Source organism: Kitasatospora sp. NPDC001132, from assembly GCF_053598415.1.
In genome coordinates this window covers 1-14,200 of the sequence record NZ_JBSFKF010000044.1, presented here as the reverse complement: position 1 = coordinate 14,200, position 14,200 = coordinate 1, and the positions used below count along the sequence as shown (strand labels likewise).

Genomic DNA, 14,200 nt, shown 5'->3' with positions numbered 1-14,200 from the left:
GATGCCGGGTTTTCCGGAGGGCGATCCGGGGCGGTACCTGCTGCGGATCCGCGACCTCGACGGCCGGCTGCACGGCTTGGGGTTCGTCGCCGACCCGCAGGGGGTCGTGCTGACGGCGCACGAGAGCGTGGCCGGACTGGACCGGGTCGTCCTGCACACCCCCGGCGGGCAGACCAGGGTGCTCGGCCCGGACGCCGTGCTGGCGCTGCCCGGGCACGGGCTGGCCCTGCTGCGCACCGAGGCGGTCGGCGGGCTGCCGGTGCCGCCGCTGCCGCTGGCCGCCGCCGTCGCCGGGCCCGAGGTGCTGCTGCCCGCGCTGGCGGGGGAGGACGGACGGGTGGTCGCGCTGCGCTGCGGACTGCTCGGCGTCGCCGGCGCGGCGCACGGCGGGCACCGGTCGGCCGGGGTGCTGCTGCTGGACGTGCCGGTGGTCGGCGGGGTCGCGGTGCCGGCCGGCTCGCCGGTGCTGGACGCCCGCAGCGGGGCCGTGGTCGCCCTGGCCGCGCCCGCCGTGCGCGGGCCCCGGCACGGCGGGGCACTGCCGGCCGTGCCGGTGGGCGCGGCGGCGGTCGGGGACGGCCCTCCGGGTGGAACGGGCGCCGCCGAGGTGCTGGCCGGGCTGCTGGCGAGCAACGCGGCGGCGGTGCCCTGCTACGGCCCGGCGCTCAACCTGGCCGGGGTGCTGCGGCTGACCGCCGCCCAGGTGGCGGCCGCCGGCGCCGGACCGGGCCGGCTGCCCCACCTGGCCGCCGACCGGGTGGACCGGCCGGACGGCCTGGCCGGGGACGAGCCGGTCGCGACCGTCACCGCGCTGGTCGGCGCCCCCGGCAGCGGGCGCACCACCGAACTGGCCGCGCTGGCCGCCCGCCGCACCGGCGGCGCCCACCCGCTGCCCACCCTCTGGCTGCGCGGCGCCGACCTGCGCGCCGGGGACCGCTCGCTCGCCGAACCGGTGGAACGCGCGCTGGCCGCCGCGGCGGCCGTCCTCGGCGCCCCCGCGCCCGCGCCCGAGCCGGTGGCGGCGCTGTGCGCGGCGGCCGGCCGGCCGCTGCTGGTGGTCCTGGACGGCCCGGAGGAGGCCCCGCTGCCGGTGGACGCCCACTGGCTGCGCGGCGCCGGGCAGTGGCTGACCGGCTGCGGGGCCAGGCTGGTGACGGCCTGCGGGGAGGAGCTGTGGGAGCTGCTCGCGGCCGAGACCTGGGGGAACGGCACCCCCGGCCCCCGGCGCACGGAGGAGCCGCACCCGGACGGCGACCTGGGCAGCGCCCCCACCGTGCGGATGGACGGCCGCGGCGCGGGCGGGCCGAGCCTGGCCGGGCAGCGGCTCGGCCCGCTGCCCCCCGAGGCGGCCGAGCGGGTGCGCCGCCGGTACGGGCTGCCGCCGGGCCATCCGGCCGCCGCCGAGGACGCCCGGCACCCGCTGGCCGTCCGGCTGGCCGGGGAGCTGTGGGCGCAGGGGCTGCACGACGGGCCGGTGCGCCGGAGCGAACTGTTCGGCGCCGTCCTGGACCTGCGCTGCCTGCGGGTGGCCCAGCGGCTGGCCGAGGACGGCCGGCCGCGCCGCCCGGGCGCCCACCGGCGGGGCGCGGTGCGCCCGGGCGGGCCGCGGCACCGCCGGGTGCGCCGGCTCGCGGCGGCGGTGGCCGGACGGGTGCACGAGGCGGCCCGGCGGATGCTCGGCGACCGGTCGGGCGGCGGGCTGGACCGGGCCGTCTTCGAGGAGCTGTTCCCGGTCGAGGGCGGCTGGGCCACGGCGGTGCTCGCCGAGGGCCTGTTCGTCCCGGCCGGGCCCGGATTCCGCTTCGCCCACGGGGAGTTCGCGGACTGGCTGCAGGGCCGGCACCTGGACCTGGACGCGGCGCTGCGGCTGCTGCTCGGCGAGGCCGAGGACACCCCGCCGTGGCCCGCCGACGAGGCGCGGGAGCCCGGCGGCCACCCAGTGGGGGAGCCGGCCGGGGTGAACACCGTCGCCCGGCACCGGATCGGCCCGGTCGCCGCCGCACTGCGCCGGGTGGCGGAGACCTGGGGCGCCGGCGCCCTGGACCCGTGGCTGCACCGGATCTGGCGCGCCCTCGACCTGCGCCCGCCGGGCAGCGAACCCGCCTGGTGGGCGGCCCGGTTGCTCGCCGCGGGCCTCGCCGCCAGCCCGGACCGCTCCGAGCACCTGGCCCTGCTCGACCAGTTGGCGTCCCGGATCGCCGAACGGGCGGGTGCCGCCGGTGCGGTGGCTCTCCCGGCGGCCGGACTCGGCCGCTTCGGCCCGGCCTTCTGGACCGGTCTCGGCCTGCCCGTCGAGACCGAACTCGCCCTGCTGCGCCGCCTGGTGCCCGCCGACGGCCCCGGGCAGCGCTTCCTCGCCGTGGTGACGGAGCGGCTGCGCGCCGACCCGGTCGCGGTGTTCCCGCTGCTCTGCGCCTGGTTCGAGGACGAGCACGGCCTGCCTGGGCGCCCCGGGCGCACGACGGCCGACATCGCCCACGATCTGCTGCACGCCCACCGTCGGCTCGCCCTGGACGAGTTGGCCGACGCGCTGGCGGCCGCCGCGCACCCGCGGGCGGACGCGCTGCTCACCGTGCTGGCCGCCGAGGAGCCGTCCGCGCTCTGCCGCGCGGTGGACCGCTGGAGCCACGACCGGCGGCCCGAGCGGCACGTCGCGGCCGCCGTGCACGCGCTGCGGACGGCCCCGTACGCCTCCGGTGCCGGGGTCGAGCTGCTGCGGTACACCGCGCTGACCCTGCTCGCCCGCGAGGACGAGCCAGGTCTGCACGGGGCGGCGCTGGCGCTGCTGGTCGGCGATCCGGTGACCAGGGCGGAGTACCTGCCGGCCGCGCTCGCCCGGTTCCGGGCCGGCGGCGACGCCTTCCTCACCCCGCGGGCGCTCGGCCCGGCCCTGGAGAGCGACCCGGAACCCGTCCTGGCCGCGCTGGCCGACCGGGCGGCCGCCCCCGGCGCGGCCCCCGCCGAGACGCTGCGGGTGCTGGCCGACGCCACCGCCCCGGCGGCCCTGCGGCGGGGCGCCGAGCTGGCCGCCGGGCTGCTGCGCGGGAACCCGGCGCTGGCCGGTCCGGTCGCCGTCGACTACCTCGGCCGTCGGCTGGCCCGGGCCGCCGCCGTCGGCCCGGGCGGCCGGCCGGAGCTGAGGATGCTGCTCGGCGCCGCGCTGGCCGACCGCAGCGCGGCGGTCCGGCGGCCGTTCGCCGAGGCGCTGTCCGTCCCGGTGGCCGGCCCGGCGGCGGACGCGCTGCGCCGCGAGCTGCTGGACGCCCTGCTCGCCACCGAGACCGACCCGGCGGTGCTGACCGCCGTCGTGGAGCGGCTCGCCGAGCACTGCGCGGCCGAGGACCCGGCCCGGGCCCGTGCGGTGCTGGCCAGGGCCGCCCAGGGGCTGGCGGGCGCGGACGAGCTGCTGGTGCGCTGCGCCGGGCGGTCGGCGGCCTTCGCCCGGCTGCTCGCCCGGTGGCCGTCCGGTGCCGTGCCGACCGCCCAGGACGACCCCGGGCCGGCCCGGATGCGGGCCCTGGCGGCGGCCGGACGGGACGCGCGGTACGCCGCCGAGGAGGCCGAACGGGCCGTGCCCGGGCGGTCGACGGGGCCCTCGGCGGGCTCAACCCGTATTCCGGTGCCTGAGCCGGGGCAGGCGCATGGCACGCTATAGGGGTTCGGGTTTTGAGCGTTTGAGCGTACAGAGGGTACGCACCGTACGGAACAAGGAGCGGTCAGGTGCAGCGCTGGCGTGGCCTGGAGGAGATCCCCGGGGACTGGGGACGCAGCGTCGTCACCATCGGCTCGTTCGACGGGGTGCACCGCGGACATCAGCTGATCATCGGGCGGGCGGTCGAGCGGGCCCGCGAACTCGGCATCCCCGCGGTCGTGGTGACCTTCGACCCGCACCCGCGCGAGGTCATCCGCCCGGGCAGCCACCCGCCGCTGCTCGCGCCGCACCCGCGCCGCGCCGAGCTGATCGCGGAGCTCGGCGTGGACGCGGTGCTGGTGCTGCCGTTCACCACCGAGTTCTCCCAGGAGTCCCCGGAGGCCTTCGTCCGGCAGGTGCTGGTGGACGCCCTGCACGCGCGGGTCGTCATCGAGGGCCCCAACTTCCGTTTCGGGCACCGGGCGGCCGGGGACGTCACGCTGCTCGGCGAACTGGGCCGGGCGGACGACTTCGAGGTCGAGGTGGTCGACCTCCAGGTGTGCGGCACGGCCGGGGACGGCGAGCCGTTCTCCTCCAGCCTGACCCGCCAGCTGGTGGAGACCGGGGACATGGCCGGCGCCAACGAGGTGCTGGGCCGCCCGCACCGGGTCGAGGGCGTGGTGGTGCGCGGCGCGCAGCGCGGCCGCGAGCTGGGCTACCCGACCGCCAACGTCGAGACCGTGCCGCACAGCGCGATCCCGGCCGACGGCGTGTACGCGGGCTGGCTGACGGCGGACGGCGAGAAGATGCCGGCGGCGATCTCGGTCGGCACCAACCCGACCTTCGACGGCACCGCCCGCACGGTGGAGGCGTACGCCATCGACCGGGTCGGCCTGGACCTGTACGGGATGCACGTGGCCGTGGACTTCCTGGCCTACCTGCGCGGGATGGAGAAGTTCGACTCCATCGACGCGCTGCTGGACCGGATGGCCGACGACGTCAAGCGGGCCCGCGAGCTGACCGACGGCATCTGAGCGCCGGGACGCCGGAAGGGGCCCACCGACCGGGTGTCGGTGGGCCCCTTCCGCCGTCTCACTGCTGGGGTGCCTGCGGCGGGTAGCCGTAGCCCGGGCCCGGCTGCTGCGGCCAGGGCGCCCCGGGAGCGGGTTGCTGCGGGTAGCCGTACCCGGGCGGGGGCGGCGGGGCCTGGCCGGGCTGCGGGGCCCACGGCGCCCCGGGGGCGGGCCGGCCCGCCTGCTGCGGGTAGGGCTGGGGCTGCCGCGGGTCGGCGTACGGCTGCGGGTAGCCGGGCTGCGGCTGGGCCTGCTGCTGCCAGCCGGCCTGCTGGGCGGCGGCCTGCTGGGCCCGGACGATGTCCTCCCCGACCAGGGTGGCCAGCTCGAAGTAGGCCTCCCGGACCTTGGGCCGCATCATGTCGAGGTTGACCTCGGCGCCGGCCGCCAGGCTCTCGTCGAACGGCACCACGATCACGCCGCGGCAGCGGGTCTGGAAGTGGGCGACGATGTCCTCGACCTTGATCATCTTGCTGGTCTCGCGCACCCCGGAGACCACCGTGATGCTGCGCTGCACCAGGTCGGCGTAGCCGTGCGCGGAGAGCCAGTCCAGGGTGGTCGAGGCGCTGGAGGCGCCGTCCACGCTGGGGGTGGAGACGATGATCAGCTGGTCGGCCAGGTCCAGCACCCCGCGCATCGCGCTGTACAGCAGGCCGGTGCCGGAGTCGGTCAGGATGATCGGGTACTGGCGGCCCAGCACGTCGATCACCTGGCGGTAGTCGGAGTCGTTGAAGGTGGTCGAGACCGCCGGGTCCACGTCGTTGGCCAGGATCTCCAGGCCCGAGTTCAGGTCCTGCGAGGTGAACTGACGGATGTCCATGTAGCTGCGCAGGTGCGGGATGGCCGTCACCAGGTCGCGGATGGTCGCGCCGGTCTGGCGCTTGACCCGGCGGCCCAGGGTGCCGGCGTCCGGGTTGGCGTCGATCGCGATCACCTTGTCCTGGCGCTCGCTGGCCAGGGTCGCGCCGAGCGCGGTGGTGGTCGTGGTCTTGCCGACGCCGCCCTTGAGGCTGATCACGGCGATCCGGTAGCAGCTCAGCACCGGGGTGCGGATGACCTCCAGTTTGCGGGCCTTCTCGGCCGCCGCGGCCTTGCCGCCGAACTGGAAGCGCGGCTGCTGGCGCTGCTGCTTGGGCTGGCTGCGCAGCAGCCGGTCCGAGGACAGCTCGACGGCCGCGGTGTAGCCGAGCGGTGCGCCGTGCGCGGTCTGCTGCGGGGCGGCGGCCTGCTGGAAGGCGCTGGGCTGCGGGGCCTGCGGCTGCTGCCACGGCTGCCCGGGGTGCCCCGGCAACGGCTGGCCGGGCTGCGGCTGGCCGGGCTGGGCCTGCGGGCCGGGCTGCGGCTGCGCCGGCTGCTGGTACGCGACGGGCTGCGGCCAGCCGCCCTGGCGCGGATCCACCGGGCCGGGCTGCGGCTGGCCGGGCTGGGCCTGCGGGCCCGGCTGCTGGGGGGCGACGGGCTGCTGGGCCTGTTGAGCCTGCTGGGCGGCCCACGCGGCCTGCGGGTCCCAGCCCGCCGGCGGGCCCTGGGGATCCTGGGGGTGCTGCGGCGGGGCCTGCTGGACCGGCGGCTGCGCGAAGTTCTGCGGCTGGACGGGCTGCCCCGGCTGCGCGGCCGCTGCGGGCCCCGCCGCCGGGTACGGCTGCGCCACGGGCTGCTGCGCCGCGGCCTCCGGCGTCGGCCAGACCGGGGCGCCGGCCTGCGGCTGCTCGGCGACCGGCGGGGCCGGGGCGGCGACCGGGAACGGGACGTGCTGCGCCTCGGCCTGCACCGGCGTGGCGGGCGTGGCAGCGGGCGCCGGAACGGGGGCGACGGGGGTGGCGGTCGGCGCGGTCTCGGCCGCCGGGGCGGCGGCCTGGCCGGGCACCGGGGCGTGGGCCTGCTGCTGCGGATCCTGCTGGGCCTGCCCCGGAGCCTGCTGGGCCTGCCCCGGAACGACGGTGGGCGCCGGCGCGTCGGGCTCGGCCGGAGCGGGGGAGGCCGGTGCGGAAGCGGCCGGCGCGGCCGCGCCGGAAGCCCCCGTGGGCTCGGTCTGCACGTACCAGGACGGGGGAGTGTAGTCAGGCGCGTCCGACCAGTCGTCGTCGTCCTCTGCCGCGTTGTCGCCGACGTAGACGCCGTCCCGATCGCTGCTCACTCTGGCTCCCTCGTGTTCGCCGCCGCTTGTTCAGCGGTGCCGTTGCCGCATCAAAGACTAGGCCGTACGGCAACCCCCGCTGAAGGCGGCTTCGCTTCCCCGGCGGCCCGCCCGGTGCGGCGAGCCGCCGCTCAGTCCATCCGGCGCGGCCCGCCGAGCACCTGCTGTTCGGCCTGCCCGGCCACGGCCCGTACGTACTGTCGCCGCATCCGGGTCGCCCACAGGGTGAGGTCGTCGCCGAGGGTGGGAAGCGCGGCCACGTCCTCCGGCGGCAGCGACAGCACCCGGCCGGTCAGTTCCGCCTCCTGCGGCGAGATCCGCTGCACGCCGACCAGGTCGGCCGCGTTCAGCACCCGGGAGGCGTTGGGGCCCAGGTAGGGCAGCAGCGTCAGTGTGGTCTGCCAGGGCGCGGCGGAGAGCCGGCTGCGCGGCGGGCGGGCGCCGAGGTCGCGCACCACCAGGACCGGCGAGGCCACCGAGGCGCCCTGCGGGCCGAGTCGGCCGACCTGGTGGATCGTCACGCACGGCTGGCCGCCGCCGGCGGCCTGGGCCATCGGGCCCCACAGCTGTCCGCGGGCGGTCTCCACCGCGACCCGGGCGCCGATCGCGGCCGCCCGCAGCGCGATGACCTGGGCCGTCCACATGCCGCCGACGAGCACCAGGTCGTACGAGGTCGGGCGGAACAGGCCGAGCACCGCGGGCAGCCCCTGCGGGTCGACGCCGATCACCACGCCGTCGTCGCCGACCGGGAAGGAGAGCGCCGCGAGGTCGGCGGGCTCCAGCACGTGCTTCTCCCGGCGCGGGCCGCGCAGCCCGAAGCCGGGCAGGATCCGCGGCCGGGCCCGGCGCTGCTCGGTGCCGGGCTGCGGTCCGGTGGTGGGGTAGGTCTGGTACGCCATCAGGAGGCCCCTCCGAGCGGCAGGGTGGCGAGCATGCCGGGCGCCTGCTCCAGGTCGAGCCGGACGAGGCCGAGCCCGGTGCTCTGGGCCCGGGTCTCCACCAGGCGGCCGATGTCGCCGACCTCGCTCTCGTTGCGGCCGGTCACCCGCAGGTGCCCGCTGACCGTCACCGAGCCGCCGGTGCCGTGCCCGGCGGTCAGGCTGAAGGTGCTGGCGAGGGCGGGGGAGCCGGTGATCAGGTTGACCAGGTCCGGCGCGGCGATCCGGCCGGGGGCGCCGCCGGGGCGGCTCAGCTGCGGCCAGCGGGAGATCCAGTAGGTGGTGTGCCAGCGGTCGTCGATGCGCCAGAACCGGTTGCCCTCCTGGGTGCGGCGGGTGGTGCCGCCGCCGCTGCCGGTGCCCTGGCGGCCGGCCACCGCGATCGGGTTGGCGCAGGTGGAGATGGCCAGCGCGGCGATCAGCTCGCGCTCGTCCAGCACGGTCGCGTTGAAGCCGGCGCTGTTGAGCCGGCCGGCCAGCTGGTCGGTGACCCGCTGCAGCGCCTTGCGGGCGCCCTCCTCACCGCCGCCGCGGGCCCGGACGGCGGTCGCCGCGCGCTCCGGGTCGAGCTTCAGGGCGATCCAGGTCAGCCGCAGCCCGGGGGTGGCGGTGCCGTCCGGCAGCTCGCGGTAGGCGCGGGCGGCCAGCGACTGGTCGGGCAGGTGCTGGGCCGGGGCGGGCTGGGTGTGCTGGACCAGTTGCACCGACTCCAGGGTGATGTCGTCGACCGTGAGCGCCGAGCAGATCACGTCCAGCGGCAGCGGCAGGGCGGTGCGCGCCGGGCGCAGCGGCTGGTCCTTGGCCTGGACGAGCAGCACCGAGCTGAGGAAGGTCCCGTCGCCGACCATGCCGGTCTCCCGGCGGACCGGGCGGCCGCCGAACTCGGCCTCGGTGGCGTGGGTGCAGGTGCGCAGACCCGGTTCGAGCTCCAGGGCCGGCGCCAGCGCCGGGTCGGTGCCGGCCGGCGGCAGCAGCGTCCTGGCCTGCCCGCGGCGGGACTTGAGGGCGGCGCGGACCAGCAGCAGCTCGGGGACGGTGCGGCCGCGCACCGGGACGAGCGCGAGCAGGACCAGCACCAGCGCGACCGCGCCGAAGCCGGCCGCGATCGTGCGGCTGATCGTCCAGCCGACCGCGACCAGGGCCGCCGCGACCTCGACCAGGACGAGCTGCTGGAGCTTCAACCGCCCGCCCAGCAGCCCCGGTCGGGGGTTGACCCGCACCTGGACGGCGCCGCCGCCCACGGTGCCGGTCGGCTGCGGTTCCGTGCTCGCGGGCCCGGTCCCCGTTCCCGTCCCGGTCGGCGGCGCGCTGCGCTGCGCCCGGCCGGCCCGGCGCGGCCTCCCGCCGCCCGCGCTGCGGCGGCGTCCTGGAGCGGTCTGGCTTGGCATCCCCCGGTGGCCCTCTCTGATCCGTTGTCGCGGCCCGGCTGGCTGTGTCGCGGACCGTACCCGTACCGTACTCACCGTCTGCTGCCGCATCGTAGAGGGTTCGCGCCGGTTCGTGCCCGGCGGGTGACCACGGGGCAGGTCGGTCCGAGGAGGCCCGACGACGTCTGACTAGGGGGACGACGAGGTATGGCATCGCGCCGGGACGAGCTGAACGCGTACACCTTCGCCCGCAAGCGCACGGTGGGCGCCTTCCTGCTGCCCGCCGGCGGCGGCAGCGACGAGGACGCGCCGCGTCCGGTGAAGGCGGTGCTGCCGAGTGTGCTGGCAGGGGCCGTGTTCGTGGCCGGGTTCGGGATCTGGGGGGTCTTCAAACCGAGTGCGCCGGTGAAGTGGGACGACGGCAAGAACATCATCCAGGGCAAGCAGTCGACCACCCGGTACGTGGTGCTCACCGACCAGGACCAGAAGACCAAGCGGCTGCACCAGGTGCTCAACATGTCCTCGGCGCGGCTGGTGCTGCCGGCGGGCGCCAAGGTCGTGGTGGTGGACGACGGGGTGCTCGACCGCTATCCCAACCACGGGCCGACGATCGGGATCCCCTACGCGCCGGACAAGTTGCCGACCACGGACAACGCCAGCAAGCCGATGAAGTGGGCGGTGTGCGACCGCCCGGGCTCGGACGACAAGCAGGAGACGGTCAACCAGGCGGTGTTCGTGGCGGCCGGAGCGGACGCGGCGGCGCTGGCGGCCAAGGACCGGATGCTCGGCCCGGACCAGCTGATGCTGGTGCAGCAGGCCGACGAGCAGCAGATCTCGGCCGCGCCGGCGCCGGGCCAGCCGGCCGGCGGCGGCGCCGCGCTGTTCCTGGTCGACGCCCAGGGGCGCAAGCACCCGATCGGCTCGCCGCAGGCGGACGACAAGGAGCGCAAGGCGCTGGTCACCGCGGTGTTCGGGCCCAACGCGGTGCCGCAGCGGGTCAAGCGGGACTGGCTGGACACCCTGGTGAACGCCACCCCGATCACCTTCCCGCAGGTCGAGGCGGTCGCTGACACTCAGGGCGCCAACTCCAAGGTGGAGCTGAGCAACCCGGCCGACCGCCGGATCGGCCGGCTGGTGCACTACCAGGACCGCCACTACGTGGTCGGCAAGGACCAGCTCTTCCTGGTCACCCCGTTCCAGGCGGAGCTGATCCGGCAGAACCCGGCGTACCAGATGCTCTACAAGTACGACCAGGACAAGAAGCCGCGCAGCGACGAGATGACCCCGGCCGACAACGCCCAGTGGGGCGGCGACGTCCCGCTGAAGGGCACCGCCCCGGACTGGCCGCTGAAGACCGGTGCGCCGGTGAACAACTGGCAGGACCGCCAGGACGCCCGGATGGTCGTGTGCAGCACCTACGACGGTGTCGCCGCGGACGGCAGCACGGCCAAGCGCAGTGTCTGGGCCGGGACTTCGTACCCCGCGCCGTACAACAACGGTGCCGGGGCGGCGTACGTGACCCCCGGTCACGGGCTGTTCTACCGCTCGATGGACAACGCGGCCGCCGGCTCCGGGACCGACTTCCTGATCACCGAGACCGGGTTGCGCTACTCCGTCCCGTCCAACGGTGACGGCGGTCAGCGCCCCGCGGCCTCGCCGCAGCCCGGCCAGAGCGGCTCCCCGAAGCCGTCGGCGCCGCAGCCCACCGCCACGCCGACCCCCGGGGCGCCGTCCCAGGAGCCGGGGCAGCAGCAGGACGAACCCGGCGGCAACCAGGCGAGGTTGGGCTACCAGGGGGTCCAGCCGCTGCCGGTGCCGAAGGAGTGGTCGAACCTGGTTCCGGCCGGTCCGCCGCTGACGGCGAAGAGCGCCGCCCAGCCGCAGAACGCCTGATCGGCCAAGCGCGGTAACCGAATTGGTCCCAGTGTCATGGTCTGGTAACTACTCGGTGATCGGTGTTGGGTGAGTTGCGTGTGCCGACTACAGTGCTGCTGGACATCACACAGGTGATGCGACGGTCGGCCCGCTGGGCCCTCCGTACACGCAAATGTTGTCTCATGGGGGACGTGGAGCATGGCTCAGGGTCAGTTCACGATGACCGCGCAGGAGATGCTGGCCTTCGCCAAGCAGATCGAAGAGGCCATCGGCAAGATCGAGGCTGAGAAGAACAAGCTGATCAGCACGGTCACCGGCATCACCAGCGGTTGGCAGGGCCAGGCCGCGACGGCCTACACCAACCTGCAGAACCGGGTCAACGAGGACATCGCGAGCCTCAAGGAGTCGCTCAACGCGATCAAGCACGCGATCGAGATGACCACCAAGCACTACGCGAGCACCGAAGAGGAGCAGAAGGCGATGTTCTCCTCGGCCCAGGGCTGATCACCGCATCCGCGCTGATCGCCGCACCTGCGCCGACCGCCGTTCTGTCCCGCTCCACCGCTCTGCGGAGCGCCCGCCGCTGACCGCGCGGCGCTCCTCATCCTCGTAAGGGAGACAACGTGTCCGAACACATCCTCGTCAACTTCCAGACCGTTCACCAGGCGGCCGAGGAGGTCAAGGCTTCGGCGAGCCGCATCGACCACCTGCTGAACGACCTCAAGGGCAACGTGACCCGCATCGCCTCCAGCTGGCAGGGTGCGGCCCAGCAGGGCTACCAGGCCCACCAGGCCAAGTGGGACGCCAAGGCCAACGACCTCCAGCAGGTCTGCGCGCAGATCGCGACCTCGCTCGAGAACGCCGCGCAGAGCTACCGGACCACCGAGGACGCCAACACCAAGCTCTGGGGCTGACGTTCGGGTTCCGTAGGGAACGACAGGGGGCGGGTACCCGGATTCCGGGCACCCGCCCCCGGCGCGCGGCACGGGTGGACGACATGAGGGGTGGCAGGGTGTCCCGACACGGGTACCGGAAGGCGGCCGCGGCGATCGCCGCGCTCGCGGTGCTGGGCGGCCCGCTCGCCGCCCCGGCGTACGCCGACAGCGGGCCCGGCCTGGCCGCGGCCGGCGACTGCCCCAAGCCCGCGCCCGACGTGCAGACCGTGCCGTGGTCGCTGCAGCGCCTGCTGCTGAACGAGCTGTGGCAGGACGGGAAGACCACCGGTGCGGGCGTGAAGGTCGCGGTCATCGACACCGGGGTCGACCAGAGCAACCCGCAACTGGGGGGCCAGGTCCGGGCCGACCCCGAGGGCAAGCAGATGGTCGACAAGGTCCAGGCGGGCCCCAACCTGCTGGTCAACCGGGAGACCAAGGAGGCGATCAAGGGCGCGTCGACCGAGGACCCGGTCGGCCACGGCACCAAGGTGGCCGGCATCATCGCCGCCCGCGTCAGCAAGCAGACCGGTTTCGTCGGGCTGGCCCCCGACGCCCAGATCCTCTCGATCCGGCAGAACGACAGCGACGGCAACGGCGACGTCTCCACCCTTGTCCAGGCGATCAGGGAAGCGGTCGGCAGGGGCGCCATGGTCATCAACATCTCCCAGGACGTGCGCGGTGCGGGCGACGCCCGCTTCGGCGGCTACCAGGACCTGAAGGCCGCCGTCGAGTACGCCGAGGCGAACAACGTCGTGGTGGTCGCCTCCACCGGGAACGACGGCAAGGAGGGTGACACCTACCCCGGTGCCTTCCCGACCGTGCTGGCCGTCGGCGCCTCCGACCGCAACAACGAGCGCGCGCCGTTCTCCCAGTACGGCAGCTTCGTGAAGGTCGCCGCGCCCGGTGTCGACATGCTGTCCACCGTCCCCGGGGGCGGCCAGTGCGTGGACAACGGCACCAGCTTCGCCGCCCCCTACGTCTCCGGGCTCGCCGCGCTGCTGAGGGGCGCCCATCCGAACTGGAAGGCCGCCCAGGTGCGGGCCTGGATCGAGCAGAGCGCGCAGCGCACCCAGCGCGACCCGGACACGTTCATCGGCTGGGGCGTGGTGGACCCGGTCAAGGCCGTCACCAAGGCCCCCGTGGACGCGCCCTTCGCGCCCGTCCCGGACGCCCCGGTGCAGCTCGCCGCCGCGCCGATCGTGCCGCGCCCGGTGGGCCTCGGCGAGACCCAGGCCGACCGCGACGGCCGCACCGCGACGTACGTCCTCGGTGTCGGCGCGCTGCTGGTCGCGCTGCTGATCGGCGGTGGCGTGGTGCTGCGCGACCACCGGCGCAAGTCCTCCTCCTGACCCGCGGCTTCCGCCCGCCGCCCGGCGACCCGCCGGGAATCCGCCGGAACCCCTGTAACACCGCCGCCCGCCCGCCGCATCGATGAAGTGTCAGGGAGGGCGGACCACGGGGGCAGGGCGCATGGGGTGGATCGGGTCGGGCCGGGAGGCCAAGGACGCGGAGTTCCTGGAGCTCGTCTCCGGCCGGACCGGTCACCTGTACCGCTCGGCCTGCCTGCTCACCAGCGGCGACACCCACTACGCCGAGGACCTCGTACAGGAGGCCCTCAGCCGGATGTACGTGCTGTGGCGGCGCAGCGCCTTCACCGGCCGTGGCCGGATCGACAACCCGGCGGCCTACACCCACACCGTCATGGTGCGCACCTTCCTGGCCCAGCAGCGCCGCCGCTCCAGCGGCGAGCGCCCCAGTGCCGCCCTGCCGGAACAGGAGGGGCAGGACGCCGACAGCGCCCTGCGGCTGACGCTCCTCGACGCGCTCGGCCGGATGCCGCCCAAGGACCGCGCGGTCCTGGTGCTGCGCTACTGGGAGGACCGCAGCGTCGAGGAGACCGCCGAGGCCATGCGGGCCTCCTCCGGCGCCGTCCGCACCCGCACCACCCGGGCCCTGGCCAGGCTGCGCGCCCTGCTCGGCGACTCGCTGGCCGAGCTGGCCGCCCGCTGAGGCCGGTGCCCGCTGAGGCCGGCGCCCGCCGGCCGCAAGGAACTTCTCTCGCAACCCGAGACGCAAGGAGACGGTGAGCACCCATGTCCGAACCGGACAAGTTCGAAGACGATCTTCTCTACGCCCTCACCCGTACGGGCGAAGGCTTCCGCACCGAGCAGGCCGAGCAGGCGGGCCTGGTCGCGGACGGCTACCGGCTCGGCCGCCGCCGCTGGCGCCGCCGCTCGGCCGCCG

Annotated in this window: 10 protein-coding genes; 7 read left to right on the top strand and 3 right to left on the bottom strand. The window is 75.8% G+C overall.

What is annotated here, in order from left to right:
- Position 1 precedes the first annotated feature (1 nt).
- A complete protein-coding gene (locus ACWDBE_RS35535) occupies positions 2-3,655 on the top strand; it encodes a serine protease (protein WP_449810002.1) in 3,654 nt (1,217 codons plus the stop codon).
- Positions 3,656-3,720: 65 nt separating this feature from the next.
- The gene (locus ACWDBE_RS35530) at positions 3,721-4,665 is read left to right on the top strand and encodes a bifunctional riboflavin kinase/FAD synthetase (protein ID WP_449810001.1); all 945 of its coding nucleotides are present in this window, start codon (positions 3,721-3,723) and stop codon (positions 4,663-4,665) included.
- A 58-nt stretch (positions 4,666-4,723) separates the two neighbouring features.
- On the opposite strand, the gene ACWDBE_RS35525 is transcribed toward ACWDBE_RS35530, so the two are convergent.
- The 3 genes from ACWDBE_RS35525 to eccE all read right to left on the bottom strand — a co-directional run bounded on the left by ACWDBE_RS35525 (position 4,724) and on the right by eccE (position 9,167).
- Entirely contained in the window at positions 4,724-6,841 is a 2,118-nt protein-coding gene (locus ACWDBE_RS35525) for a MinD/ParA family ATP-binding protein (RefSeq protein WP_449792020.1), read from the bottom strand.
- A gap of 131 nt (positions 6,842-6,972) precedes the next feature.
- Positions 6,973-7,740: a hypothetical protein gene (locus ACWDBE_RS35520; RefSeq protein WP_449792019.1), complete on the bottom strand. Its 768-nt coding sequence runs from the start codon at positions 7,738-7,740 to the stop codon at positions 6,973-6,975.
- A complete protein-coding gene (gene eccE / locus ACWDBE_RS35515; RefSeq protein ID WP_449810000.1) occupies positions 7,740-9,167 on the bottom strand; it encodes a type VII secretion protein EccE in 1,428 nt (475 codons plus the stop codon). Before eccE ends, ACWDBE_RS35520 begins: the two co-directional genes overlap by 1 nt.
- A gap of 186 nt (positions 9,168-9,353) precedes the next feature.
- On the opposite strand from eccE, the gene ACWDBE_RS35510 reads away from it, so the two are divergent.
- From ACWDBE_RS35510 to ACWDBE_RS35490, 5 genes are all read left to right on the top strand, one after another.
- Positions 9,354-11,039 carry a type VII secretion protein EccB gene (locus ACWDBE_RS35510; protein ID WP_449809999.1) on the top strand — a complete coding sequence of 562 codons (1,686 nt, stop codon included), beginning with the start codon at positions 9,354-9,356 and terminating at the stop codon, positions 11,037-11,039.
- 180 nt (positions 11,040-11,219) lie between these two features.
- The gene (locus tag ACWDBE_RS35505) at positions 11,220-11,525 is read left to right on the top strand and encodes a WXG100 family type VII secretion target (protein WP_392884231.1); all 306 of its coding nucleotides are present in this window, start codon (positions 11,220-11,222) and stop codon (positions 11,523-11,525) included.
- A 119-nt stretch (positions 11,526-11,644) separates the two neighbouring features.
- Positions 11,645-11,935 (top strand): WXG100 family type VII secretion target, encoded by a 291-nt coding sequence (locus ACWDBE_RS35500; RefSeq protein WP_449792016.1) that lies wholly within the window; start codon positions 11,645-11,647, stop codon positions 11,933-11,935.
- Positions 11,936-12,018: 83 nt separating this feature from the next.
- Positions 12,019-13,305, top strand: a complete 1,287-nt coding sequence (gene mycP / locus ACWDBE_RS35495; RefSeq protein ID WP_449792015.1) for a type VII secretion-associated serine protease mycosin — start codon at positions 12,019-12,021, stop codon at positions 13,303-13,305.
- Between the two features lie 121 nt (positions 13,306-13,426).
- A complete protein-coding gene (locus ACWDBE_RS35490) occupies positions 13,427-13,966 on the top strand; it encodes a SigE family RNA polymerase sigma factor (protein WP_392921585.1) in 540 nt (179 codons plus the stop codon).
- The last annotated feature ends 234 nt before the right edge of the window (positions 13,967-14,200 follow it).

Bases quoted from the DNA above. Each gene is read 5' to 3' on its own strand.
- ACWDBE_RS35510 (WP_449809999.1), top strand. From the start codon at position 9,354: ATGGCATCGCGCCGGGACGAGCTGAACGCGTACACCTTCGCCCGCAAG.
- ACWDBE_RS35490 (WP_392921585.1), top strand. From the start codon at position 13,427: ATGGGGTGGATCGGGTCGGGCCGGGAGGCCAAGGACGCGGAGTTCCTG.
- mycP (WP_449792015.1), top strand. From the start codon at position 12,019: ATGAGGGGTGGCAGGGTGTCCCGACACGGGTACCGGAAGGCGGCCGCG.
- ACWDBE_RS35520 (WP_449792019.1), bottom strand. From the start codon at position 7,740: ATGGCGTACCAGACCTACCCCACCACCGGACCGCAGCCCGGCACCGAG.
- eccE (WP_449810000.1), bottom strand. From the start codon at position 9,167: ATGCCAAGCCAGACCGCTCCAGGACGCCGCCGCAGCGCGGGCGGCGGG.
- ACWDBE_RS35505 (WP_392884231.1), top strand. From the start codon at position 11,220: ATGGCTCAGGGTCAGTTCACGATGACCGCGCAGGAGATGCTGGCCTTC.
- ACWDBE_RS35535 (WP_449810002.1), top strand. From the start codon at position 2: ATGCCGGGTTTTCCGGAGGGCGATCCGGGGCGGTACCTGCTGCGGATC.